23 protein-coding genes are annotated in these 20,110 nt (G+C 59.2%); 22 read left to right on the top strand and 1 reads right to left on the bottom strand.

All coding sequences use genetic code 11. The features are described from left to right. The first annotated feature begins 162 nt into the window (after positions 1 to 162). Positions 163 to 726, top strand: coding sequence for an NUDIX hydrolase (locus ACFFT4_RS25825; RefSeq protein WP_378051880.1), 564 nt, complete (start codon positions 163 to 165; stop codon positions 724 to 726). A 39-nt stretch (positions 727 to 765) separates the two neighbouring features. Here the strand turns inward: ACFFT4_RS25825 and ACFFT4_RS25820 are convergent, their stop codons facing one another. Then, the gene (locus ACFFT4_RS25820; protein WP_378051879.1) at positions 766 to 1,671 is read right to left on the bottom strand and encodes a LysR family transcriptional regulator; all 906 of its coding nucleotides are present in this window, start codon (positions 1,669 to 1,671) and stop codon (positions 766 to 768) included. A gap of 175 nt (positions 1,672 to 1,846) precedes the next feature. On the opposite strand from ACFFT4_RS25820, the gene ACFFT4_RS25815 reads away from it, so the two are divergent. The 21 genes from ACFFT4_RS25815 (at position 1,847) to ACFFT4_RS25715 (ending at position 19,483) form a co-directional block, all read left to right on the top strand. Continuing rightward, the gene (locus ACFFT4_RS25815) at positions 1,847 to 2,977 is read left to right on the top strand and encodes an extracellular solute-binding protein (protein WP_378051878.1); all 1,131 of its coding nucleotides are present in this window, start codon (positions 1,847 to 1,849) and stop codon (positions 2,975 to 2,977) included. 4 nt (positions 2,978 to 2,981) lie between these two features. Beyond that, positions 2,982 to 4,664, top strand: coding sequence for an ABC transporter permease (locus ACFFT4_RS25810; RefSeq protein WP_378051877.1), 1,683 nt, complete (start codon positions 2,982 to 2,984; stop codon positions 4,662 to 4,664). Beyond that, entirely contained in the window at positions 4,661 to 5,803 is a 1,143-nt protein-coding gene (locus tag ACFFT4_RS25805; RefSeq protein WP_378051876.1) for an ABC transporter ATP-binding protein, read from the top strand. Before ACFFT4_RS25810 ends, ACFFT4_RS25805 begins: the two co-directional genes overlap by 4 nt. Before the next feature lie 4 nt (positions 5,804 to 5,807). Further along, positions 5,808 to 6,455: a metallophosphoesterase gene (locus ACFFT4_RS25800; protein WP_378051875.1), complete on the top strand. Its 648-nt coding sequence runs from the start codon at positions 5,808 to 5,810 to the stop codon at positions 6,453 to 6,455. A gap of 132 nt (positions 6,456 to 6,587) precedes the next feature. Beyond that, the gene (locus ACFFT4_RS25795) at positions 6,588 to 7,112 is read left to right on the top strand and encodes a hypothetical protein (RefSeq protein ID WP_378051874.1); all 525 of its coding nucleotides are present in this window, start codon (positions 6,588 to 6,590) and stop codon (positions 7,110 to 7,112) included. After that, the gene (locus ACFFT4_RS25790; RefSeq protein WP_378051873.1) at positions 7,109 to 7,669 is read left to right on the top strand and encodes a hypothetical protein; all 561 of its coding nucleotides are present in this window, start codon (positions 7,109 to 7,111) and stop codon (positions 7,667 to 7,669) included. The genes ACFFT4_RS25795 and ACFFT4_RS25790 overlap by 4 nt, the downstream gene beginning before the upstream one ends. 130 nt (positions 7,670 to 7,799) lie before the next feature. Beyond that, positions 7,800 to 8,009, top strand: coding sequence for a helix-hairpin-helix domain-containing protein (locus tag ACFFT4_RS25785; RefSeq protein ID WP_378051872.1), 210 nt, complete (start codon positions 7,800 to 7,802; stop codon positions 8,007 to 8,009). A 6-nt stretch (positions 8,010 to 8,015) separates the two neighbouring features. After that, positions 8,016 to 8,573, top strand: coding sequence for a GNAT family N-acetyltransferase (locus ACFFT4_RS25780; protein ID WP_378051871.1), 558 nt, complete (start codon positions 8,016 to 8,018; stop codon positions 8,571 to 8,573). Between the two features lie 118 nt (positions 8,574 to 8,691). Further along, on the top strand, positions 8,692 to 9,108 hold the full coding sequence (locus ACFFT4_RS25775; protein WP_378051870.1) for a hypothetical protein: 417 nt from the start codon (positions 8,692 to 8,694) through the stop codon (positions 9,106 to 9,108). Between the two features lie 59 nt (positions 9,109 to 9,167). Further along, positions 9,168 to 9,362, top strand: coding sequence for a DUF4177 domain-containing protein (locus tag ACFFT4_RS25770; protein ID WP_378051868.1), 195 nt, complete (start codon positions 9,168 to 9,170; stop codon positions 9,360 to 9,362). A 29-nt stretch (positions 9,363 to 9,391) separates the two neighbouring features. After that, the gene (locus tag ACFFT4_RS25765; RefSeq protein ID WP_378051867.1) at positions 9,392 to 9,673 is read left to right on the top strand and encodes a zinc ribbon domain-containing protein; all 282 of its coding nucleotides are present in this window, start codon (positions 9,392 to 9,394) and stop codon (positions 9,671 to 9,673) included. A 184-nt stretch (positions 9,674 to 9,857) separates the two neighbouring features. Then, positions 9,858 to 10,541, top strand: coding sequence for a VOC family protein (locus tag ACFFT4_RS25760; protein ID WP_378051866.1), 684 nt, complete (start codon positions 9,858 to 9,860; stop codon positions 10,539 to 10,541). 45 nt (positions 10,542 to 10,586) lie between these two features. Beyond that, positions 10,587 to 11,048, top strand: coding sequence for a GNAT family N-acetyltransferase (locus tag ACFFT4_RS25755; protein ID WP_378051865.1), 462 nt, complete (start codon positions 10,587 to 10,589; stop codon positions 11,046 to 11,048). A 27-nt stretch (positions 11,049 to 11,075) separates the two neighbouring features. Continuing rightward, a complete protein-coding gene (locus ACFFT4_RS25750) occupies positions 11,076 to 11,501 on the top strand; it encodes a GNAT family N-acetyltransferase (protein WP_378051863.1) in 426 nt (141 codons plus the stop codon). 230 nt (positions 11,502 to 11,731) lie between these two features. Next, entirely contained in the window at positions 11,732 to 13,669 is a 1,938-nt protein-coding gene (locus ACFFT4_RS25745; protein ID WP_378051946.1) for a heavy metal translocating P-type ATPase, read from the top strand. A gap of 140 nt (positions 13,670 to 13,809) precedes the next feature. Continuing rightward, positions 13,810 to 13,989 (top strand): hypothetical protein, encoded by a 180-nt coding sequence (locus tag ACFFT4_RS25740; RefSeq protein WP_378051861.1) that lies wholly within the window; start codon positions 13,810 to 13,812, stop codon positions 13,987 to 13,989. 182 nt (positions 13,990 to 14,171) lie between these two features. Next, positions 14,172 to 14,954 (top strand): ABC transporter ATP-binding protein, encoded by a 783-nt coding sequence (locus ACFFT4_RS25735; protein WP_378051859.1) that lies wholly within the window; start codon positions 14,172 to 14,174, stop codon positions 14,952 to 14,954. Positions 14,955 to 15,044: 90 nt separating this feature from the next. Then, the gene (locus ACFFT4_RS25730; protein ID WP_378051858.1) at positions 15,045 to 15,356 is read left to right on the top strand and encodes a DUF4870 domain-containing protein; all 312 of its coding nucleotides are present in this window, start codon (positions 15,045 to 15,047) and stop codon (positions 15,354 to 15,356) included. A gap of 241 nt (positions 15,357 to 15,597) precedes the next feature. Then, entirely contained in the window at positions 15,598 to 16,422 is an 825-nt protein-coding gene (locus ACFFT4_RS25725) for a GNAT family N-acetyltransferase (protein ID WP_378051857.1), read from the top strand. 267 nt (positions 16,423 to 16,689) lie between these two features. Continuing rightward, positions 16,690 to 17,202 carry a hypothetical protein gene (locus ACFFT4_RS25720; RefSeq protein ID WP_378051856.1) on the top strand — a complete coding sequence of 171 codons (513 nt, stop codon included), beginning with the start codon at positions 16,690 to 16,692 and terminating at the stop codon, positions 17,200 to 17,202. Positions 17,203 to 17,899: 697 nt separating this feature from the next. Beyond that, positions 17,900 to 19,483, top strand: a complete 1,584-nt coding sequence (locus ACFFT4_RS25715; RefSeq protein ID WP_378051945.1) for a family 10 glycosylhydrolase — start codon at positions 17,900 to 17,902, stop codon at positions 19,481 to 19,483. The last annotated feature ends 627 nt before the right edge of the window (positions 19,484 to 20,110 follow it).

The following is a 20,110-nucleotide window of genomic DNA, read 5'->3' as shown; positions in this document are numbered from 1 at the left end:
ATATCGGCATCGTCTTGTAAAGGAGAACCGACTCGATTTATTCCTGGCAATTAGGAAGCCCGATCCGTTTTTTCGATATGGAGGCGCGGCTCTTGTGAAAATGTCGGGGAATAGGCTATTCTATTGTCATTGATTCATGCAGAGTGTGGGGAGAACGAACCAATGACTATGATCAAGTATAATATCTGTTTCATCCGACGCGGGGACGAGATCCTGCTGCTGAACCGGAAGTTCGCCCCCTGGATGGGGCGGTGGAATGGGGTAGGCGGCAAGCTGGAGCAGGGTGAGGAGCCGCGCGAGGCGATGATTCGCGAAATTGCCGAGGAAACGAATATGAAGCCGGACCAGTACCGCCTGTATTACAAAGGGATGATTACGTGGAACGACGACGACGTCAGCTTCGGCGGCATGTATTTGTATGTAGCGGAGGTGCCGGCGGACTTCGTCTATCCGACTCCTCTTGAGACGGACGAAGGCGTTCTGCACTGGCAGCCGATCGACTGGGTGCTGGACGGCGACAACGGCGGAGTCGTATCGAATATTCCGAGATTTCTGGAGACGGGTCTTGACGATCCGCTTTGCTATGAGCACCATTGCTATTACCGGGGCGACGAACTCGTATCTCTAAGCGCCGGCGAAATCGATCCGTTAACGGAAACCGACCGCTTGCTCCGCGAAACCTATCTGAGAGGCAAGCACCGGGAAGTGCTGGCGGTCGGCTCATAAGGGGCGCTGTTAGACGGAACTCCTGCGCCGCTGGCGGCGCTAATCCGCCAGCACGGACATGCTGGACCGGGCAAAGCTCGTAAACTTGCGCAGGTGGGGGGACAGCGTCTCCTCGTCGCGCAGCGCAAGGCAGATAAACCGGTTGTTGCGGTAATCGGGAAGCGAGCGCTGGATCAGTTCGCCGGATTGCGTTTCCCGGATCGCGCTTCTCCACGGCAGCACTCCGACGCCCATATTGCATTTTAACCCCTCTTTGATCGTCTCGATCGCCCCCATCTCCATCGCCGAATCCAGCTTCAGACCGACGCTTTCGGCCCATTCGTCCGTCAACTGCCGCGAGGTTGTTCCCGATTCGTGCAGCAGGAACGTTTCCCGGTACAGCTGTTCCACCAGGATTTCCTCGGAAGAGGCCAGCGGATGCTCGGGAGACAGAAACAGTCTGAGCCCGTCTTCGGCCAATCTATGCACGATCAACCCTTCGTCGTCCTCCACCTTCTCCGGCAGCGATACGATCGCCGCGTCGATCTCGTAATTGCGCAGCATCGCCAGCGTCGATCTCGCTTTCTTGACGGTCAACAGCAGCTGTACGTCGGGATGCTGAACCCGGAACTCCGCCAGATGCCTGGGGATAAAATAAGTCGCCGGCGTATGGCTGGCCCCGATCCGCAATCTTCCGCCTTGGCGGTTCCTCAGCTCGTTCATCCGTTCCTCCGCCTCATCCACCAGCGTAACGATTCTGCGGGCATAGGGAAGCAGCTCGAACGCGTCGCTTGTCGGCCGGAATCCCCGCGCGTTTTTGCGCCACAGCTCCAGACCGAGCGTCTCTTCCAGCTTTCGCAGATGGAAGCTGACCGTTGGCTGCTTCAGACCCAGCTTCTCCGCCGTCTCGATTAACGTTTGCCCGTCGCACACGGACAGGAAAACCTTCAGCTGCTGCACGTTCATGGTATCCCTCCGTTTCTTCGCTCAAGCCAGATTATAGATATAATCTATATTTATATCAATATAAATAGATTTATTTAACAAAACTAGCGGGCGGAGTTAACATCGCTTATACAAACCGGTGTTACCTTTTTAATAGAGCATTTCATACTAGATTTGGTGGAGGGTACAAGGGATCATGAAAAAAACGAAAACGAAGCTGACGGGAATGGCAATGCTGCTGGCGATGACGGTAACGGTGATGTCGGCGTGCGGATCGAACGACAACAATGCGGCGAACGGCGGCAATCCGCCCGCGTCTTCCCCGTCGGCGGAGACGGCCTCTCCGTCGCCCGAGACGACGCCTGCTAGCGAGGAGCCGACTCCCGAGGCGCAGGACGAAGGCACGTTGACCGTGTATCTGAACGATTTCGACGATATTATCGGTCCGATGTTCGAAGCGGCAACCGGCTATAAAGTCGACCTGGTCAAAGGCAACGGCGCGGAAATCATGTCCCGCATTCAAGCGGAGAAGGGCAACCCGCACTGGGACGTTGTCTGGCTTGACGCGATGCCTTCCATCTACGGCATGGGAGAAGAAGGACAACTGATGACGGACTGGACGCCGGACAACGCGGCCAAGCTGAAGGATTCGTACCAAGCTTACGTTCCGACGAACAAATCGTTCTATCCGACCGGCGCTCACGCCGCGGGAATTATCGTGTACAATACGAACGCCTACACGGAGGACCAGGCTCCGAATTCGTGGGACGACTTCGCCAAGCCGGAGTTCAAAAACGCCGTCGGCATGGCCGATCCGGCCGTCGCGGCGCCCGCGTTTCCGTTCGTCGCCCGCTTCTTCAGCGAGAAGCAGCTGGAAGGCGGACAAGCCTTCTTCGACTCCTTGTTCGCGAACGGCTTGAAGGTCTATCCGAAAAACCCGAACGTCGCGGCGGCGCTCAGCTCCGGCGAGATCAAGGCGGCAGCGCTGCAGGAGTCCAACGCTTACGGTCTCGTGAACTCCGGCGAGCCGATCGGCATCATCTGGCCGGAGGACGGCGCACCGGCTTCCGTACGCGTAGCGGCCATCCAGAAAAATACGAAAAACCCGAACGCAGCCAAAGCGTTCGTCAACTTCCTGCTTGATCCGGCCACGCAGCAGCAACTGATCGATCAAGGCGACGAGAGCTACTTCGAGCCGTCAGTTCCGGGCGTCAATCCGAAACCGGACCGCGCTGCGGATGCCCAGCTGGTCGCCGCGGACGCCGCGTGGGCGTACGAGCACGAAGGCGAGATCAAGCAGTGGTTCGCCGACAAAGCGGTGAAGTAAGCCCATGCTGAGGCTGAATCAGAACCGCCTCGGATGGTTCGTAAGCCTCGCCCTGTGCATTCTGGTCCTGTTTCCCTTGGCGGCGGTCATCGTTCAGGTGCTGCTGCCGGGGGTTTTCTTCGGAGATTGGAAGCTGGGCGACTTGCGGCTATTACTGGAGCTGTTTCACCGTCCGTTATGGCAGAAGTCGTTGGAAAATTCCGTGCTGCTGGCATGCGGAACGACGGTGCTGGCTACGCTGCTGGGCGGCATGCTGGCCATGGCGCGCGCGACGTGGCGTTTCCCGACCGCGCGATTGCTGGACGCGGCCGTCTGGGGACTGCTGATCACTCCTTCTTTTATTTTGGCGCAGGGATGGGTCATGTTTGCCGCAGGCGGAGGCTTGGCCGTCAAGCTGCTGGGCTGGAGCTGGGTAACGCCGGCCGTATTTCAGCCGGCAGGGCTGGTCGTCGTCATGACGCTGAGCAAGTTTCCGCTGGCGTATCTCAGCGTGTACGCGGCGATGGAATGGAAGGTCGAGCAGCTTGCCGAAGCCGCCAGACTGTGCGGCGCGTCCGCATGGCGCGTCTGGCGCACGGTGCAGGCGCCGCTGCTGCTGCCCGCGTTCCTGGCCGGCGCGGCGCTCGTATTCATGGACACGGTCGGAGATTTCGGCTTGCCGGCGTCGATTGCCGCCGTCTACCGCTTCCCGACGCTTCCGTACTCGATTTATTCCGCGCTGTACACGTCGCCGATCCGCTTCGATATGGCCGGAGTTCTGTCTTTTTATCTCGTTCTGCTCATTTCGCTGGCGATGATGCTGCAATTTTACGTGATGCGGCGGTCGCGCTACGATTTCCTGTCGGCGCGCGCCACTCCGGCCGAGCCGAAGCCGGCGGGCCGGATGACGCCGGTGCTGGCGGTCGGCAACCTGCTGTTCCTGCTCGTCGTGGTCGGCATTCCGATCGGCACGAACGTGCTCATGTCGCTGTTCCGGACGCAGTCCGGCGGATTCACGCTCGACAATCTGACGTTCGCGCATTACGTCTCGTTGTTCGCGGACCACAGCCAGCTGCTGGCCGGACTGGGCCGCTCCCTGCTGATCGCTTCCTTGTCCGCGCTGGCAGGGCTGGCGCTGGGCGTCGCGGTAGCGTTCGTGCTTACGTATTCCCGGTTCCGCTTCAAGCGCTGGATCGAAGTGATGTCGCTCGTGACGCTGGCCGTGCCGGGCGTCGTGCTTGGCATCGGCTATATTTTCGTCTGGAATCAGAAGTGGCTGGAGTCGATCGGGCTATTGTTGTACGGCAAACCGGCGATTCTCGTGCTGGCCTCCGTCGCCGGCGCCGTCCCCGTCATCACGAGAATTATGGTCGGCGCGATGGCGAAGGTGCCGGGCACGCTGCTCGACGCGGCGCAAATGCAGGGAGGTTCCTTGCTGAACCGTGTGCGGCTGATTCTGGCTCCGCTTATCCGCGGCGCGCTCCTGTCGGCGGCTCTCGCGGCGTTCGGTTCCAGCGTGTTCGACCTGGCGATCAATGCGATTTTGTTCCCGCCCAACTTCTTTACACTTCCGGTTTCGATTAACAAGGCGTTCGAAGATTTGAACTTCGGCTACGCGTCCGCTGCCACCATGCTGGGCGGAGGCACCGTCATTCTGATCATCCTGCTGCTGGAGATGCTCCTGCGGCGAAAGGTGGCCCGCACATGAAAGGCGCTTCTCACGAAAGACCGCTTCTGGAAATCAAAGACGTCGCCAAGCGCTACGAATCCCATCAAGCGCTGCGGGGCGTTTCTCTCGATATGCGCAAAGGGGAAATCATCAGCGTCCTCGGACCGTCCGGCTGCGGCAAATCGACGCTGCTGCAGCTCATCGCCGGACTGGCCCTGCCCGACGGCGGAGAAATCCGGCTCGACGGCGACGTGATCTCCTCTTCCCGCGGCATGCAGCCGCCGGAGAAGCGGGGAGTCAACATGGTGTTTCAGGATTACGCGCTCTGGCCGCATCTGAGCGTATTCGACAACATTGCGTACGGACTGAAAAATCGGCGCATGGATCGCGCCGACATGCGCAACCGCGTCGGCGAACTGCTGGAGATGCTGCAGCTCTCCGGCTTGGAGAAGCGGCTTCCTCCGCAGCTGTCCGGGGGTCAGCAGCAGCGGGTTGCGATCGCGAGGGCACTGGCGACGCAGCCGCGGCTGCTGCTGCTCGACGAGCCGCTGTCCAATCTGGATATGCGGCTGCGGATCGAGATGCGCACCGAGATGGCGTATTTGTTCCGCCAGCTCGGCACGAGCGTGTTTCATGTGACGCACGATCCGGAGGAGGCGTTCGCCATGGCCGACCGGCTGCTCATTATGCGCAGCGGGGCGGTCGACCAGATCGGCACGCCATCGGACTGCTACTCGCTGCCCGCCAGCCGTTGGGCCGCCGCGCTGCTCGGCGCGATCAACCGGATCGAAGGGACGATCGTGCGCACGGCGCGCGGCGTCGGACTGAGAAGCGGCTCCGTGCTGATCGAGGGAGTGGGCGCCGAAGCCGCCGCGGAGGGCAGCGAAGCGGAACTGCTGTTCCGGCCCGACGACGTCGTCTTCCTCGGTTCGGAAGGCGCGCCGTCCGCGGCCGTCGCCGAGACGGCCGCCGCCCATGAAGACGGCCGGACGGCGTTCGGGCTGACCGTGCTGCACAGCACCTTCGAGGGCAAGAGGTGGCGCATCGTCGCCAAGACCGAAGCCGGTCAGAAGCTTTACTTGCTCGGAGAGCGGCTGCTGCCTCCGGGAACGCCAATCGCCGTCTCGCTGCCCAGATCCGCAGCGTATATTTACGACAAGTCGCAGGAAAGGAGTTAATCCGTTGAGCTTTTCCCAACGCCCCCGTTTGTTGGCCATATCGGATATTCACGGACACGATGAAGGGCTGCAGCTGCTGCTCGACGCCGCCGGCTACAAAGCGGGGCAGGACCGGTTGGTGCTGCTGGGAGATTACGTGAACGAAGAACCGGAATCCTGGGAAACCTTGACAACGATCAAGCGCTTGACCGATCAGGGGGCCGTCGCGCTTCCCGGCAATACCGATCTGGCGGTCGCCGCCGGGGGCGGCGCGCCCACCCGTCTGCTGCCGCTTATGGCATGGTTGAAGTCGCTCCCGCCTTACTGGATCGAGGACGATTACCTGTTCGTGCACGCGGGCATACGCCCCGGCGTCCCCCTCGATCGGCAGCCGCTTCGCGACCTGACGGAGATTCGCGAAGCGTTCTGGAAGGAGAAGGTCGAGGTTCCATATACGGTCGTCTTCGGGCATACGCCCACCTACAAGCTCGGAGCCGAGACCGGGCAAATCTGGTACGACTCCGGACGCATCGGCATCGACACCGGCGCGAAGCACGGCCAGCGCCTGACCCTGCTGGACGTCGAAGAACGCAGAAGCTACTCCTGCTCGACCTCCCCGTTGAATCTGTATCGGGACATCCGAACCGATTTCGTGTATAATCTTGGAAGATAACTCGCACACGCACAACCCCGCCCGAGATAGGAGCTATCTTGGGCGGGGTTGTCTTTTAAACGGGGGGATGGAGCTTGTACAAAGATGCGAGGGCTTGGAAATACCGACAACCAAGACAAGGGGGAAGCGACGATGAAAATCGGAGAGTTGTCTTTTTTGGCGCTTAGAGTGCTGGCGATTTATTTTTTCGTGCTCGGGTTGAACCATTTGGTCAATTATTTGGATTACGCCTTGCCCGCCTATCTGCAGCTGTTGGGGGACGATACTTCCTATGGCAGAGTGTTCCTGCTCGTCGGCATTCCGTCGATTCTACTGCTGCTTATTAGCGTCGCGTTATGGCTGTCGGCCGGTAAATTGTCCAAATTCCTCGTTCCTCCGGGCTCCGGAGAGGCCGAATCCTCCTCATCTTTCCGCGGGATCGAAGCGTTCGTGCTGGCGGCGGTCGGCCTTGTTCTGGCGGTTTTGTCTGTTTCCAGCCTGGCGAGAATTCTGTTGAACTACGCGAACATGGAAGGCCAACGCCTGTATATCGACCATCGAAGCTTCTATATCGCGCTTGCGGAGCAAGTCATTCGTCTATTGCTGGGCATAGTGCTGATTTTGAAAGCGGAAGGGTTCGCGAAGCTTCTGCGGACAATAAGAGGGGATAAAAGATGAAGGCGACGGCTTGGGCGATTCTGATCGGATTTGGGCTGATGCTTGCGATGATTTTCTTTCCGGAGCAAAAGGCCTATGCCTGCAGCTGCGCGAGCAGAGGCTCGCTGGAGAAGCTGGAGAACTATGCGGCCGTTTTTACCGGCACTGTGGTCGGTAAAGGGGGGAAGAAGCGCTTTGCTCACGATACGTCAAGGAAATATACATTTCAGGTCGATACGGCATGGAAAGGAGTGTCCGATTCGCGCGCGACCGTCTACAGCCTGGATGGCGGCGAAGCTTCCTGCGGGTATTCCTTTGCCAAAGGCAAGCGCTATTTGGTATTTACCTATGAAGAACAGGGGAGCTTGAAAACAAACCTGTGCAGCGGAAATCTTCAGATCGAGGGGGCAGCGGCCGAGCTGGAACGGCTTGGACCCGGCATGAAGATCGAGGGGGCGGGAGGTCTGATTCCGTTCTCAAGCGGCGGGAAATGGGCATGGCTCGGCCCGGCGGCGGGCGTCGCGGCGCTGCTCACGCTCTTCGCGCTGCTGCGGTGGCGGAGGCGAAACGTTCGTTGATGCGCCAAGCCGGGCTGAAGCGGCACTTCCCTTTTTCTGTGGTACAATAATGGAGAAAGCTTACAAAGAAAATCGCTGCGGCCGACTTGCCGACAGACGATGACTCGAAGACCGCGAGGGGGAAACGACAATGACGGAGACTCGCCAAAGCCATCCGCTTCCGGAGGGCCTGCCGCGGCCGACTCTTCGGGCGCTGGCGGCTGCCGGAATAACGACGCTGGAGGAAATCGCCGAACGCAGCGAGGCGGAATTGCTCAAGCTGCACGGCTTCGGTCCCAAGTCGATCCGCCTGCTTCGCCCGGCGCTTGAGGAGATCGGTCTGTCTTTTGCGGAAAGGTGAAACGGGATGATTAGAAAAGAGTACGACACCTCCAGATTAAAGCTGAGAACGATCGAGGAGAAGGACGCGCCGCAGGTTCTGGAGTTCGTCCAGCGGAACGAACGCTTTCTTCAGCCTTGGGAGCCGGAGAGAACGCCGGATTTCTTCACGCCGAAGCGGCAGCGGGAGCTGCTGCGCTTCGATCAGTCGAGCATGGCGCTCGATCAACTGTTCAAAGTCTGGCTGTACAAGAAAGACGAGCCGAACCGCGTCATCGGGTCGATCGCCTTGAGCAACATCGTCAGAGGCGTTTTCCAGTCCTGCCATTTGGGCTATCGGTTGGACGGAGCGGAGATTAACCGCGGCTACATGGCGGAGGCGCTGCAAGCCGTCGTCTCGATCGCCTTCGGGGAGCTGCGGCTTCATCGGATCGAAGCGAACATCATGCCGCACAATGCGGCGTCGCTGCGGCTGGTCGAGAAGCTCGGCTTCCAGCCCGAAGGCATGGCGCGAAAATATTTGAAAATCAACGGCAAATGGGAAGATCACGTCCATATGACCTTGATCAACGAGGAGATGGACTAGGTCCGGGGGATCCTGGACTCCCGCCGGCGGATAGGGTTCGGAACTTTAGGGGAGAGGGAGACGTCTAATTCTGTATCTGCCGGGTTCAGGGCAATAACGGGAATGGAGGGAGAGCGGCTTGACCTCAATCAGAAGCAGCTTCGCGAGCAAAATGATCAGTGCCTTCGCGACGTCGGCGCTATTCGCTTTCTATATCGAGACGGCGTATCCGGATTCGGGAGGGGACTACGGTTCGCTGCTTATCCCGGCTTTTTTTATCGCGTATGCTTACGTTAGCCTCCTGGTTTTCCCGTTTTCCCTGCTCGTCGATAAGTGGACGAAATCCATTCGTCACGGCGCCGTGTCGGCGCTCGGCCGCGTCCTGCTGAGCGTGATGCCGGCAGCGATCGCGGCCGGGGCGCTGTTCCTGTTCGGAGCGAGGGCCGGCAGCGGCACGTTGGCGCTATACGGAATGGTTTTGATGTTTGCCTATTATGCGATCGATGACCTGGTTTCCAGACTCGAAAGCAAATACAGGACAAATAAAGCCGCTTAGCAGGGAAGCGGGCGGACACGAGAAACGGCGTCAGGCCGGCCAAGAGAGGTGAAGCGGCAATGGAACGATGGGAATACAAAACGATCAAATATAAGACGGGCGGCTTTATGGGCGGAAAATTGGACGCGGAAGAGTTCGAGGCGCAGCTTAACGAGCACGGCAGCCAAGGATGGGAGCTGGTTTCCTGCTTCGATACGAGCATGGGCCAGGGGACGTCCCGCGACGTGATCGTCGTATTCAAGCGGCGGAAGTAATCTCGTTGTTCCGGGAGAGGAGATGAGAAATGTTGGCAATCGTTGTGTGGTTGATCGGCATGCTGGTTTTCTTTTTCGTCCTGTTTAACGTCATTCAGCATGCGCTTAATACGTCGAATATGGCCAAGGATTTGGCCGAGATCAAGGAGCTTTTGCGAGAGCGGGCCGCTAGCCGCGCTCCGGCTTCGCCGCCGCCCGTCCCCGGGGACATCCCGGAGCTTCGGAAGATTTACGACCGTTGTCCGGGCTGCGGTCATATCGTTGAAGCGCGGGCCGCCGTTTGCCCGGAGTGCGGACTGAACCTGAGCTAGGGCGTGTATGCAAACCCGCTCAGGGGCATCTATCACTGCCTTTTCGCCCCCCTGCTTCGACCCTTTGACGTACCCCCGGTGCGCCTTCACAAAAGTTCCTTGCATGGAACGAAAATTCGGCAACATCTGCTTTCTTTGGAGTATGCATACACGCCCTAGAGGGATAAAGAGGAGGCGGTGGGGAATGCGCATTGAACGGGTTAAGCTGTACGCGCCCGAGCTCGAGCCCTTGCGGCGTTTTTACCGCGAGACGTTGGAGCTGCCGCTAAGCGAGGACGGAGCAAACGCGTTTACGGTGCAGGCCGGGGCGTCCCGGTTAACCTTCGAGCGAGCGGGTTCCGATTCCGATGAAGCCCCGTATTATCATTTTGCTTTTAACGTCAGCGCGAACAAAATCGCGGAGTCGGTCGACTGGTTAAACGGCAAGGAGATTCCGATCAGTCCGGTGAACGGCCGTACGATCGTCCGATCCGAATCGTGGGATTCCGATTCCGTCTATTTTTTCGATCCGGCGGGCAATATCGTGGAATTTATCGCCAGACATCGGCTGCGGAACCGTTCGGTCAAGCCGGGCTTCTCCTCCGAAGATATCGAGAATGTGAGCGAGATCGGCTGCGCGGCCGACGACGTGAACGAGCTGTCCCGGCTGCTTCGGGAGCGGCTTGGCGCGTCGGTTTATTTGGGCGGGGACGACTTGTTTACGCCGCTCGGAGACGAGGAAGGGCTGATCATTCTTTCTTCGCTGCGGCGCAATTGGCTCGGGTCGAACAAGCCGGTGCGGATTTTTCCGCTGGAAATCACCGTCCGTACGGGCAAGCCGGGAGAATGGCCGATTTTGCATTATCCGTATTCGGTTCGTACCTATTAATGGAGATCCGCTGCGGTCGCCGGAAGACGGAAGGAGGAGAGAGAAGTGGAGTTGATCTGCCGAAAAAGAACGGGGGATGACAAGATTCCCTACGATCTGCTGCTGCTCGCCGATCCCTCCCGGGAGATGATCGACGACTACATCGGCAGAGGAGAGTGTTACCTGGCTTACGCGGACGGCGAGCTGGTCGGCGAATTCGTGCTCATCGCGACCCATCCGCGGACGCTGGAGATCGTTAACGTCGCCGTGCGGGAATCCCGGCAGGGGCAGGGCATCGGCAAGGCGCTCGTGCGGAAGGCGATCGAGATCGCCCGGACGGCGGGCGCCGCGGCGCTGGAGATCGGTACGGCCAATTCCAGCTTCGACCAGCTCAGATTGTATCAGCGATGCGGCTTTCGGATCGTCGGCGTGGACGTCGACTTCTTCGTCCGGCATTACCGGGAGCCGATCTGGGAGAACGGACTTCGGGCGACGGATATGATAAGATTGAGAATAGAACTGCAATAGATCCTTTCGGAACGGAAGTGGCGGCACATGCTGGTGGAAGTCAAAGACAGATTGGACGATCCGTCCGTGCGGGAGATCGTGGAGGTTAGCGTCTATCCCGATCCCGATAAGCTGGACAAGACGATCGAAGCCTACAAATCGGATGACGCGCTCGAAATGTATGGCTACGAAGCCGAAGGGGAATGCATCGGCATTATCGGCCTGCGCATGAATGAGGACGGAGAAATGAAGATCGAGCACCTCGCGGTGTCTCCGGACTACCGGGGGCTCGGCTACGGACGCGGACTCATTCTGGAGGTTATCGACAAGAAGGGGCCTTCCGTTCTGATCGCCGAGACCGACGAGGAAGCGGTGGATTTCTACCGCAATATCGGGTTCGAGATCGAAAGCCTCGGGGAGAAGTATCCGGGCACGGAACGCTTCAAGTGCGTGTATGTCGTGGAGCCGGAATAAGACGTTTGCTCAAATGTGAGGTTTCTCTCTTTATTTTTAGTGACTTCTATATTATAATGATTCTAAATAAGAAACGCGTTTCTCCCCCAAACGAATAAATTCCGGCGAGACGTATCTCGCTTAACATGCTGCTCCCTTGCGGAGCAGCATGCGTCGTTTTCAGGGGTGTAATAATGGGAGTCATTCTCAATGAAGAGGGAGAGATTACGATGAGCCAAGCGATACATTCGATGAACGAACCTGCCGGAAGCGACGATCTGCGGCGGGAGAGAGCCGCGGGAACGGGCGCTGCCGCCGGCTGGGCGAGCCGATACGGAGAGGGGATGGCCGCGCTGGCGAGCGGGCTGATTCTCGCGATCGCTTACTCGCTGGAGAAAACGGCTTATCCGTGGGCGGTCGCGCTCTATATCGCGGCCTTCGCGGTCGGCGGTTTCGTCAAGGCGAAGGAAGGCCTGCTCACGCTCGTGCGGGAACGCGACCTGGACGTCAACCTGCTGATGATCGTCGCGGCTATCGGCGCCGCAAGCATCGGGTACTGGACGGAAGGGGCCGTTCTGATCTTTATTTTCTCACTGAGCGGCGCGTTGGAAACCTATACGATGGACCGCAGCAGCAAGGACATCTCGTCCTTGATGGACCAGAAGCCCGAGACGGGCAGGCTGGTCCGCGACGGCGCCGAGCACATCGTCGCGATCGAGGCGCTGAAGGCTGGCGATCTCGTTCTTGTGAAGCCGGGAGAACGGATTCCGTCCGACGGGATCGTCGCCGAAGGCGCTTCGGACGTGAATCAGGCGTCCATTACGGGGGAATCGATTCCGGTCGACAAGGGCGTCGGCGACGCCGTGTTCGCGGGAACGCTGAATGGCGAAGGCGCGCTGTACGTAGAGGTGAGCCAGGCGAGCGAATCGACGCTGTTCGCGAAAATCATCCGCCTCGTCCAGGAGGCGCAGAGCGAGAAGCCGGCCTCGCAGCGGTTTATGGAGCGGTTCGAGCGCATCTACGCGCGGGCGATTCTGCTGATCTCCGGGCTGCTCGTCGCAGTTCCGCCGCTGACGATGGGGATCGCCTGGGAGGATGCCTTCTATAAGGCGATGGTGTTCCTGGTCGTGGCGTCGCCGTGCGCGCTGGTCGCTTCGATCATGCCCGCGATGCTGTCCGCCATCTCGAGCGGCGCAAGGAAGGGCGTGCTGTTCAAAGGCGGAGCCCACCTGGAAAATCTCTCGAACGTCCGGGTCGTCGCCTTCGACAAAACCGGCACGTTAACGCAAGGCCGGCCCGTCGTGACCGATATCGTCGCTTTCCAGGGCTACGGAGAGAGCGAGGCGCTCGCGATCGCGGCGTCGCTCGAAAGCCTGTCCGGGCATCCGCTGGCCAAGGCCATCGTTCTTGCCGCGCAGGAGAGGGGCTTGACGCCGGAACGGCCTTCCGAATTCGGCGCGCTGACGGGGCGCGGCATTCAGGCGAAGCTGGGCGGCGAAGAGTGGACGATCGGCAAGGCGTCCATGCTCGGGGAGAGCGAGGGCCGCGGCGGGCTCGCGGAGACGATCGAACGGCTCGAGGGCGAAGGCAAGACCGTGTCCGTGCTGAGGAACGGGCAAGGCGCGGCAGCCGTATTCGCCCTGCGCGACCGGGTTCGGCCGGAGGCCGCGCGGGCGATCGCCAGGCTGAAGAAGCTGGGCGTGCAGACCGCCATGCTGACCGGCGATCAGGAGAAAACCGCGCTCGCGATCGCCGGAGAGCTGGGCGTCGACCGGGTATACGCCGACCTGCTGCCGGAGGACAAAGTCGCGCGGATCAAAGAGTTGAAGGAGGCGTACGGCACGGTCGCCATGGTCGGCGACGGGGTGAACGACGCGCCCGCACTGGCGACGGCCGGTGTCGGCATCGCTATGGGGGCGGCCGGCAGCGACGCGGCTCTGGAGACGGCGGACGTCGTGCTGATGAACGACGACGTCGCCAGAATCGCGGACGCGATCGCGCTCGGCAGGCGGACCGGAACGATCATCAGGCAGAACATGACGTTCGCGCTTGGCGTCATCGTGCTGCTGATCGCCGCCAATTTCATTCAAGGGATCGCGCTGCCGCTGGGCGTCGTCGGGCATGAGGGAAGCACGATACTGGTTATTCTTAACGGCTTAAGGCTGCTCGGCTATCGGGCGGGCGAATAATCGGCTCAAGGGCGCGGAAAGCGGGCGGACGCCGAACGAAGGCGAATCGCGGACGGTTTTCCGCGCCCTTGATTTTACCTCCGGTTAAGCTATAATGGTGATAATGATTCTCGTTATTGCGATGCGGAGGAGATTCGAGGATGAACCTGCTGTTTCCGATCATGACCGTGCTGCTGATCGCGCTTGGCGCCTTCTGCCTGTTCGCCGCGGCGGCGAATGCGGACCGGGCGCGTTACGGCCGGAAGACGATCTCGTCCGACAGACGCGCTCCGGGCGAGCTGACGACGGCTTCGAGCCTTGCCTGGAAGACCAGAGAATAACGTACGGCATCCTGCAAGCCGTCGGGCGCACTGACGGTTTTTTTGAACGGTTCGGAAAGCATCGTCATCGTCTCCGACAAAACGCATTCCTCGTCCTTGGTACGAGGAATGCGTTTTTGTTTGCGTTCCTGCGCGGGGATTCCCGATTGAACCCGTTTTTGCCGCATGGTATGATGCCAATTATGGAGACGAATATCATAGAACTCAAAGACGTAAGCTGGAGACGCGAGAAGAAGTCGATTCTCGAGCAGATCGACTGGACCGTGCGCAAGGGCGAGCATTGGGCGCTGCTCGGCTTGAACGGATCGGGCAAGACGACGCTGCTCAACATGATCAACGGCTATATTTGGCCGACCTCCGGGCGGATTTCGGTGCTCGGCAACGTATTCGGCGAAGTGGACCTGCGGGATCTTCGCAAACGGATCGGCTGGGTCAGCACCTCGCTTCAGGAGAAGCTGTACGCGTCGGACAAGACGCAGTATGTCGTGATCAGCGGCAAGCACGCCTCGATCGGACTGTACGAGACGCCGACGGAGGAAGATTTCGAGACGGCCCGCAGGCTTATGGAGCAGCTATCTTGCATACATTTATACGACAGGACCTATCAATCCTGCTCCCAGGGAGAGAAGCAGAAGCTGCTGATCGCGCGCGCGTTGATGGCTTCCCCCGATCTTCTGATTCTGGACGAGGCCACGAACGGACTCGATTTTCTGTCGCGGGAAAATTTGCTGGCGAGCATCGACGAGCTGGCCCGCAGCCCCGAGGCGCCGACGATGCTGTTCGTGACGCACCATATCGAGGAGGTGCTGCCCGTATTCGGACGGTCGCTGCTGATCCGGCGGGGACGAATATTCGAGCAGGGAGCGACTCGCGAGGTGCTGACGACCGAGACGTTATCGGCTTTTTTCGAGACCGGGGTGCGCATTGATTGGCGGAACGACCGGGCATGGCTTTCCGTTCCCTGACTAAAAACGTGACTAAAGTAACTAGCGCAGATGCAGCGGATTCGTTAACATTTAATGCAGATTAATCCAACGGAGAGAGGAGTTTGATAGATGAATCCTACCGAATCTGACATTCAGCAGAACAAGGGCATGGCGATCGTGGCTTATATTTTGTTTTTCGTGCCGCTGCTGGCTGCCAAGGAATCGCCTTTCGCGCAGTATCATGCCAGACAGGGATTTAACCTGTTCCTGTTGGCGCTGGCCACGAACGTGGTGCTGGGAATTCTCCCGTTCATCGGGTGGCTGCTGCTTCCGCTGGCTAATCTGGGCATACTGGCCCTCGTCATTATCGGCATTCTTGCCGCGGCGAACGGCCAAGTGAAGCCGCTTCCTCTTATCGGGAAATACGAGATTTTGAAATAACCGGATCAAGCGGACAGCCCCCGGCCCTTAGCGGCGTTCGGGGGCTGTTGCCGTTGGGGCGGGCGGGAAGCCGCAGCCGAAGAAAGTCCAATAGGTCTGTACGGTTGGAGAAAGCGGAATGCAGGAGATGAAACGGTTGAAGCGGTTGGGGGAAGCGGAATGCGGGAGATGAAACGGTTGAAGCGGTTGGGGGAAACGGAATGCAGGAGAAAAGACGGTTGAAGCGGTTGGGGGAAGCGGAATGCAGGAAACGAATCGGTTAAAGTCGTTGGCGGAGCTGGCGGCGGAGATCGAAGGATCGGAGATCGCGTATATGCTGGATCGCATGGCGGCGATTCGGGACAGGCCCGGCAATCCGGAGGGGATCGAGATCGCGCGCGTCGGACAGGCGGCAGGCTTCTACAGCAGGACAATGCCTTGGGCGACCTTTAACACGGTTAAAGGTTTAAGAAGCGGCGATGCGGACGCGCTCGCGGAGTTCGTCGATTTCTACCGGAGCCGCGAGCGCAAGCCGCAATTCGAGCTGGTGCCGGGATTGGCCGACCAAGGCCTGATGGAGCGCCTGTCCGGGCTGGGCTTCGGTCAGACCGGCTTTCATACGTCGATGGCGATGACGGCGGCGGATGCCCTGCATGCCGGACCGCCTGCGGACGAGCTGGAAATAAGACCGCTGCGGGAGGACGAATTCGAGCTGTACGCAGCCGTCCACTGCCGAGGCACCGGCTTGCCGGACAGCGGCATCGCTCCGGTGGCGGCGAATAATCGGGTATTGTACGACCGTCCGGGCTGGCGCTTCTATGTCGCGCTATGGGAAGATCGTCCGGCGGGAGTCGCCGTGTCGCACATGAGCGAAGGGACGGCGTCTCTCACGTTCGCGGCGACGCTGCCGGAATACCGCGGGCGCGGCATTCAGACGGCGCTGCTGCGCAGCAGAATAAGCGACGCTTTCGCCGCAGGCTGCGGCCTCGTCGTCGGCCAATGCGCGTTCGGCTCGCAGAGCCATCGGAATATGGAACGGGTTGGCATGCGCGTCGGATATGTCCGGGCGTCGTGGACCGAACGTTAGCGCGAAGCAGCCAAGCTCATGGCCCGGCCCGCCGGGTTCCCGGATAGACCCGGGTACAACCCGAATGCAATTTTCTTTCGCGGCGACGAGTCCATCCAGACTAAATTCCGCTCCTCTACAATAACCTGACGTATAGGCACAATTTGGGATGAGAAAATTTTAATTTTCCCGATGCGGACATGTAACTTTCCGTTTGCTTGCTACGTCTAATGGGTAATAGGAAAGCGAAGGCTGCTGTCGCGGGCCTCTGGAGGAGAGAATGCGGGAATGGTCAACAAAATGCTCATCAGCATAGTCGCCGTGTTGTTCGGATACATGTCGTTCGGGTCCATTCAAGCGAACATCGGCGAATACGCGCCGGTTCCAAGCGATGAGAGCACGCGTGTCGCATACTTGGGCGCAATCTATCAGGAAGATGGCGTCTATTATGTGGATGCGGATTTCATAGAGTGGTACGAAGGGGAAGCGGCCGACCGGATTTTCCGCGAGCGGGAAGCGGATTCCGGCATGGACGAAGCGCCGGACGGCTATTACATCGTGAACGACGACACGGCGGTCGAGAAGCTGAAGCTGGCTCCGGACGCGCAGGTCGTCATGCAGATTTACGACCGCACGGGCGACATCGCCGAAGCGGACACCGTATGGAACGAGCGGATTTCTCTCGACAAATTCCTGAGCCTGCTGCAGGACGACTCGGCCATGAACCTGCGCGACTACCCGTATCACCTGCTCATAGAGAACGGAACCGTCGTCAAAATTACGCAGCAGTTTATTCCTTAACGCCAATTCGCCCGACAGTCTCATTCGCTGATCGGTATAAGCAGGAATCGCCTCAAGTCGGCTTTGACAGCCGTCGGAGGGCGATTCCTTTTTAGTGCTGCCCGGAAAAACACGCCGAGACCGGCACCGTTGCTCGAAAAAACCGTACATCGGCTCGAACCGAACACACCTGCCCGGCGACGATACTCGAAGAAATCGCACAACGGGACTCGCACGAGGCTGAAACAGGGGACGATACTCCAGAAAATCGTACAACTGGGCTCGAGCGGGGCTGAAACGGGGGACGATACTCTAAAAAACCGCACAACGGGACTCGAACGGGGCAGAAACGGGGGACGATACTCTAGAAAATCGTACAACTGGGCTCGCACGAGGCTGAAACAGGGGACGATACTCTAGAAAATCGTACAACTGGGCTCGAGCGGGGCTGAAACAGGGGACGATACTCTAAAAAACCGTACAACGGGACTCGAACGGGGCAGAAACGGGGGACGGTACTCTAGAAAATCGTACAACGGAACTCGAATACGGCGGAATCGAAGGGGGATACCGTGTTAGCCCGTTGGCCTCTCGCAATTTTGCCAACGATATTCCTTATTGACTGCAACTCCCCGGGCATTCTTTCGTCTAATGATTGTAACGCTTTAAGGCGGGACGAGAGAATAAAAGATTCGGAGGCTTTGCAGCAATGATGAGCATGTGGAGGAATCGAGGAACGAAGCTGCTGTGCGCTGCGCTGTGCATCGCGCTGCTGGCGCCGCTGCTTGGTCAGTCGGCCGCCCGCGCGGCTTCGTCGCCGCAGATCGGCATCTATCTCGACGGGAAGAAGATTGTGACGGACGTTCCGCCGTTCATCATTCCGAAGGCGGACGTGACGATGGTGCCGCTGAGCACGATCAGCAAAAGCTTGGGAGCTAACGTCGGTTGGTCGCAAGCGACGAAAACGGCGACGATTCGCCACGAAGGGCTTGTGCTCGAGATGACGATGGGACAGAAATTCGCGCTTGTCAACGGGCAGCGCACGGAATTGGAGACGACCGTTCAAGTCGTGAGCGGCCGCGTTATGGTGCCTCTTCGTTTCGTCGGCACGCAGTTGGCTCTGCTCGTGACCTGGCAGCAAGCCTCGCGCACGATTTTGCTGCAGTCGCAGAACGGCGGCGAGAGCGGCTCCGGCCCCGACATTGGCGAATCCCTTAGAGGCGCATGGGTATCGACCGTGTACAATCTGGACTGGCCGTCGGACAAGTCGTACGGACAGGTGGAGAAGCAGAAGCAGGAATACATACAGCTGCTTGACGAGCTGCAGGGAATGGGGATGAACGCCGCGTTCGTACAGGTTCGGCCGTCGGCCGACAGCCTCTATCCGTCGGCGCTCGTGCCGTGGTCCCGCTATTTGACGGGGAAGCAGGGAGGCGATCCGGGTTACGATCCGCTGGCGTTCATGATCGAAGAGACGCATAAGCGGGGAATGGAGTTTCACGCCTGGTTTAACCCGTTCCGGGCGACGGTCGACGGGAAGACGGACGGCCTGCCCGCGAACCATGTGGCGATTGCCCATCCGGACTGGGTCGTGCTGTCTGGCGGCAAGCACTACATCAATCCGGGAATCCCCGACGCGCGGCAGCACATTATCGACGCGATTATGGAAGTCGTACGAGGCTACGATATCGACGGCGTTCACCTGGACGACTATTTTTACCCGTCGGGCGGAACGTTCGCCGACGATGCGGCGTATGCGGCATACAATCCGGGCAAGCTAAGCAGCAAAGCCGACTGGCGGCGCGACAATATCAACCGCTTCGTTCAGGAGCTGGGCGAGTCGATCCATCGGGCCAAGCCGCTGCTCGCGTTCGGCATCAGCCCGTTCGGCGTCTGGCGCAACGTCGCCGACGATCCGACCGGTTCGGATACGCGGGCCGGTGTGACGACGTACGACAGTATGTACGCGGATGTGCGCACCTGGATCAGACAGGGGTGGATCGATTATGTCGCTCCGCAAATTTATTGGAGCCTCACGTTCGACGTCGCCCGCTACGACAAGCTGGTCGACTGGTGGGCGAACGAGGTGAGGGGGACCAACGTCGAGCTGCTGATCGGCCATGCGCCCTACAAGCTCGGCACGAAGGAAGCCGGCTGGAGCAGCGCCCAGGAGATTATCGACCAGTTGAACTACAATAAGAACGTTATCGAGGTGCAGGGCGACATCTTCTTCAGCGCCAAGGACCTGCGGAGAAATCCGCTTGGACTGATTCCGCTTCTTCAGGAATATTACCGGCAATAGCGCCCCAATGATGGGGCTGTCCCGTAAGTCAATTAGAGGCCAAAAGTATAAAATGATCGATTTATTACCATGGGGATATATCTTCTTCCGCTGCAATGTACCCAGAAAGTGACGAGAAGCTTCGCAGCTTATTCCGATTACTTTCCGGGGGACCCCGAAGCGCGGCCATGAAATCGGGAATGGATGAACCCGTAACAGGGTAATTTCATGACCGTATGAGGCAGGCACTTCGCTCTACAGGAGATATATCCCCATTCTTTTTTTCTGTGCCCGACCCATTCGCATACATGAACTCAAAGGAATCGCAAACCCCCTACTCAAACCACTCTCTTTACGGCCCAACGGACCAATGCGGGCAGCTGGCCCCATTTAGCGGTCTAGGGGGGCCGCTACGTAAGCCCATTCGGGCAGTTGAGCGCATTTAGCGGTCTGCCAGGCCGTTACGGAGGTCCATTCGAGAAGCTGGCCGCATTTAGCGGTCTGGCAGAAGCTGTCGATTAACTGTGGAAAAGGCATGGTCATCGCGACCGTGCTTTTTCTCCCCCTCCCCGCCGCTAACCTTGGTATAATTTCTATATCAAATTGTCCGGGGGGCACATATGCATAACGTCCGTTACAAAACGTTCG

This window comes from Cohnella cellulosilytica (genome assembly GCF_042431195.1).
In the GTDB taxonomy this organism is placed as follows: Bacteria; Bacillota; Bacilli; order Paenibacillales; family Paenibacillaceae; genus Cohnella; species Cohnella cellulosilytica.
This window is presented reverse-complemented; position numbering and strand designations above follow the sequence as displayed.

Bases quoted from the DNA above. Each gene is read 5' to 3' on its own strand.
- ACFFT4_RS25825 (WP_378051880.1), top strand. From the start codon at position 163: ATGACTATGATCAAGTATAATATCTGTTTCATCCGACGCGGGGACGAG.
- ACFFT4_RS25820 (WP_378051879.1), bottom strand. From the start codon at position 1,671: ATGAACGTGCAGCAGCTGAAGGTTTTCCTGTCCGTGTGCGACGGGCAA.
- ACFFT4_RS25815 (WP_378051878.1), top strand. From the start codon at position 1,847: ATGAAAAAAACGAAAACGAAGCTGACGGGAATGGCAATGCTGCTGGCG.
- ACFFT4_RS25810 (WP_378051877.1), top strand. From the start codon at position 2,982: ATGCTGAGGCTGAATCAGAACCGCCTCGGATGGTTCGTAAGCCTCGCC.
- ACFFT4_RS25805 (WP_378051876.1), top strand. From the start codon at position 4,661: ATGAAAGGCGCTTCTCACGAAAGACCGCTTCTGGAAATCAAAGACGTC.
- ACFFT4_RS25795 (WP_378051874.1), top strand. From the start codon at position 6,588: ATGAAAATCGGAGAGTTGTCTTTTTTGGCGCTTAGAGTGCTGGCGATT.
- ACFFT4_RS25790 (WP_378051873.1), top strand. From the start codon at position 7,109: ATGAAGGCGACGGCTTGGGCGATTCTGATCGGATTTGGGCTGATGCTT.
- ACFFT4_RS25785 (WP_378051872.1), top strand. From the start codon at position 7,800: ATGACGGAGACTCGCCAAAGCCATCCGCTTCCGGAGGGCCTGCCGCGG.
- ACFFT4_RS25780 (WP_378051871.1), top strand. From the start codon at position 8,016: ATGATTAGAAAAGAGTACGACACCTCCAGATTAAAGCTGAGAACGATC.
- ACFFT4_RS25770 (WP_378051868.1), top strand. From the start codon at position 9,168: ATGGAACGATGGGAATACAAAACGATCAAATATAAGACGGGCGGCTTT.
- ACFFT4_RS25765 (WP_378051867.1), top strand. From the start codon at position 9,392: ATGTTGGCAATCGTTGTGTGGTTGATCGGCATGCTGGTTTTCTTTTTC.
- ACFFT4_RS25760 (WP_378051866.1), top strand. From the start codon at position 9,858: ATGCGCATTGAACGGGTTAAGCTGTACGCGCCCGAGCTCGAGCCCTTG.
- ACFFT4_RS25750 (WP_378051863.1), top strand. From the start codon at position 11,076: ATGCTGGTGGAAGTCAAAGACAGATTGGACGATCCGTCCGTGCGGGAG.
- ACFFT4_RS25745 (WP_378051946.1), top strand. From the start codon at position 11,732: ATGAACGAACCTGCCGGAAGCGACGATCTGCGGCGGGAGAGAGCCGCG.
- ACFFT4_RS25740 (WP_378051861.1), top strand. From the start codon at position 13,810: ATGAACCTGCTGTTTCCGATCATGACCGTGCTGCTGATCGCGCTTGGC.
- ACFFT4_RS25735 (WP_378051859.1), top strand. From the start codon at position 14,172: ATGGAGACGAATATCATAGAACTCAAAGACGTAAGCTGGAGACGCGAG.
- ACFFT4_RS25730 (WP_378051858.1), top strand. From the start codon at position 15,045: ATGAATCCTACCGAATCTGACATTCAGCAGAACAAGGGCATGGCGATC.
- ACFFT4_RS25725 (WP_378051857.1), top strand. From the start codon at position 15,598: ATGCAGGAAACGAATCGGTTAAAGTCGTTGGCGGAGCTGGCGGCGGAG.
- ACFFT4_RS25720 (WP_378051856.1), top strand. From the start codon at position 16,690: ATGGTCAACAAAATGCTCATCAGCATAGTCGCCGTGTTGTTCGGATAC.
- ACFFT4_RS25715 (WP_378051945.1), top strand. From the start codon at position 17,900: ATGTGGAGGAATCGAGGAACGAAGCTGCTGTGCGCTGCGCTGTGCATC.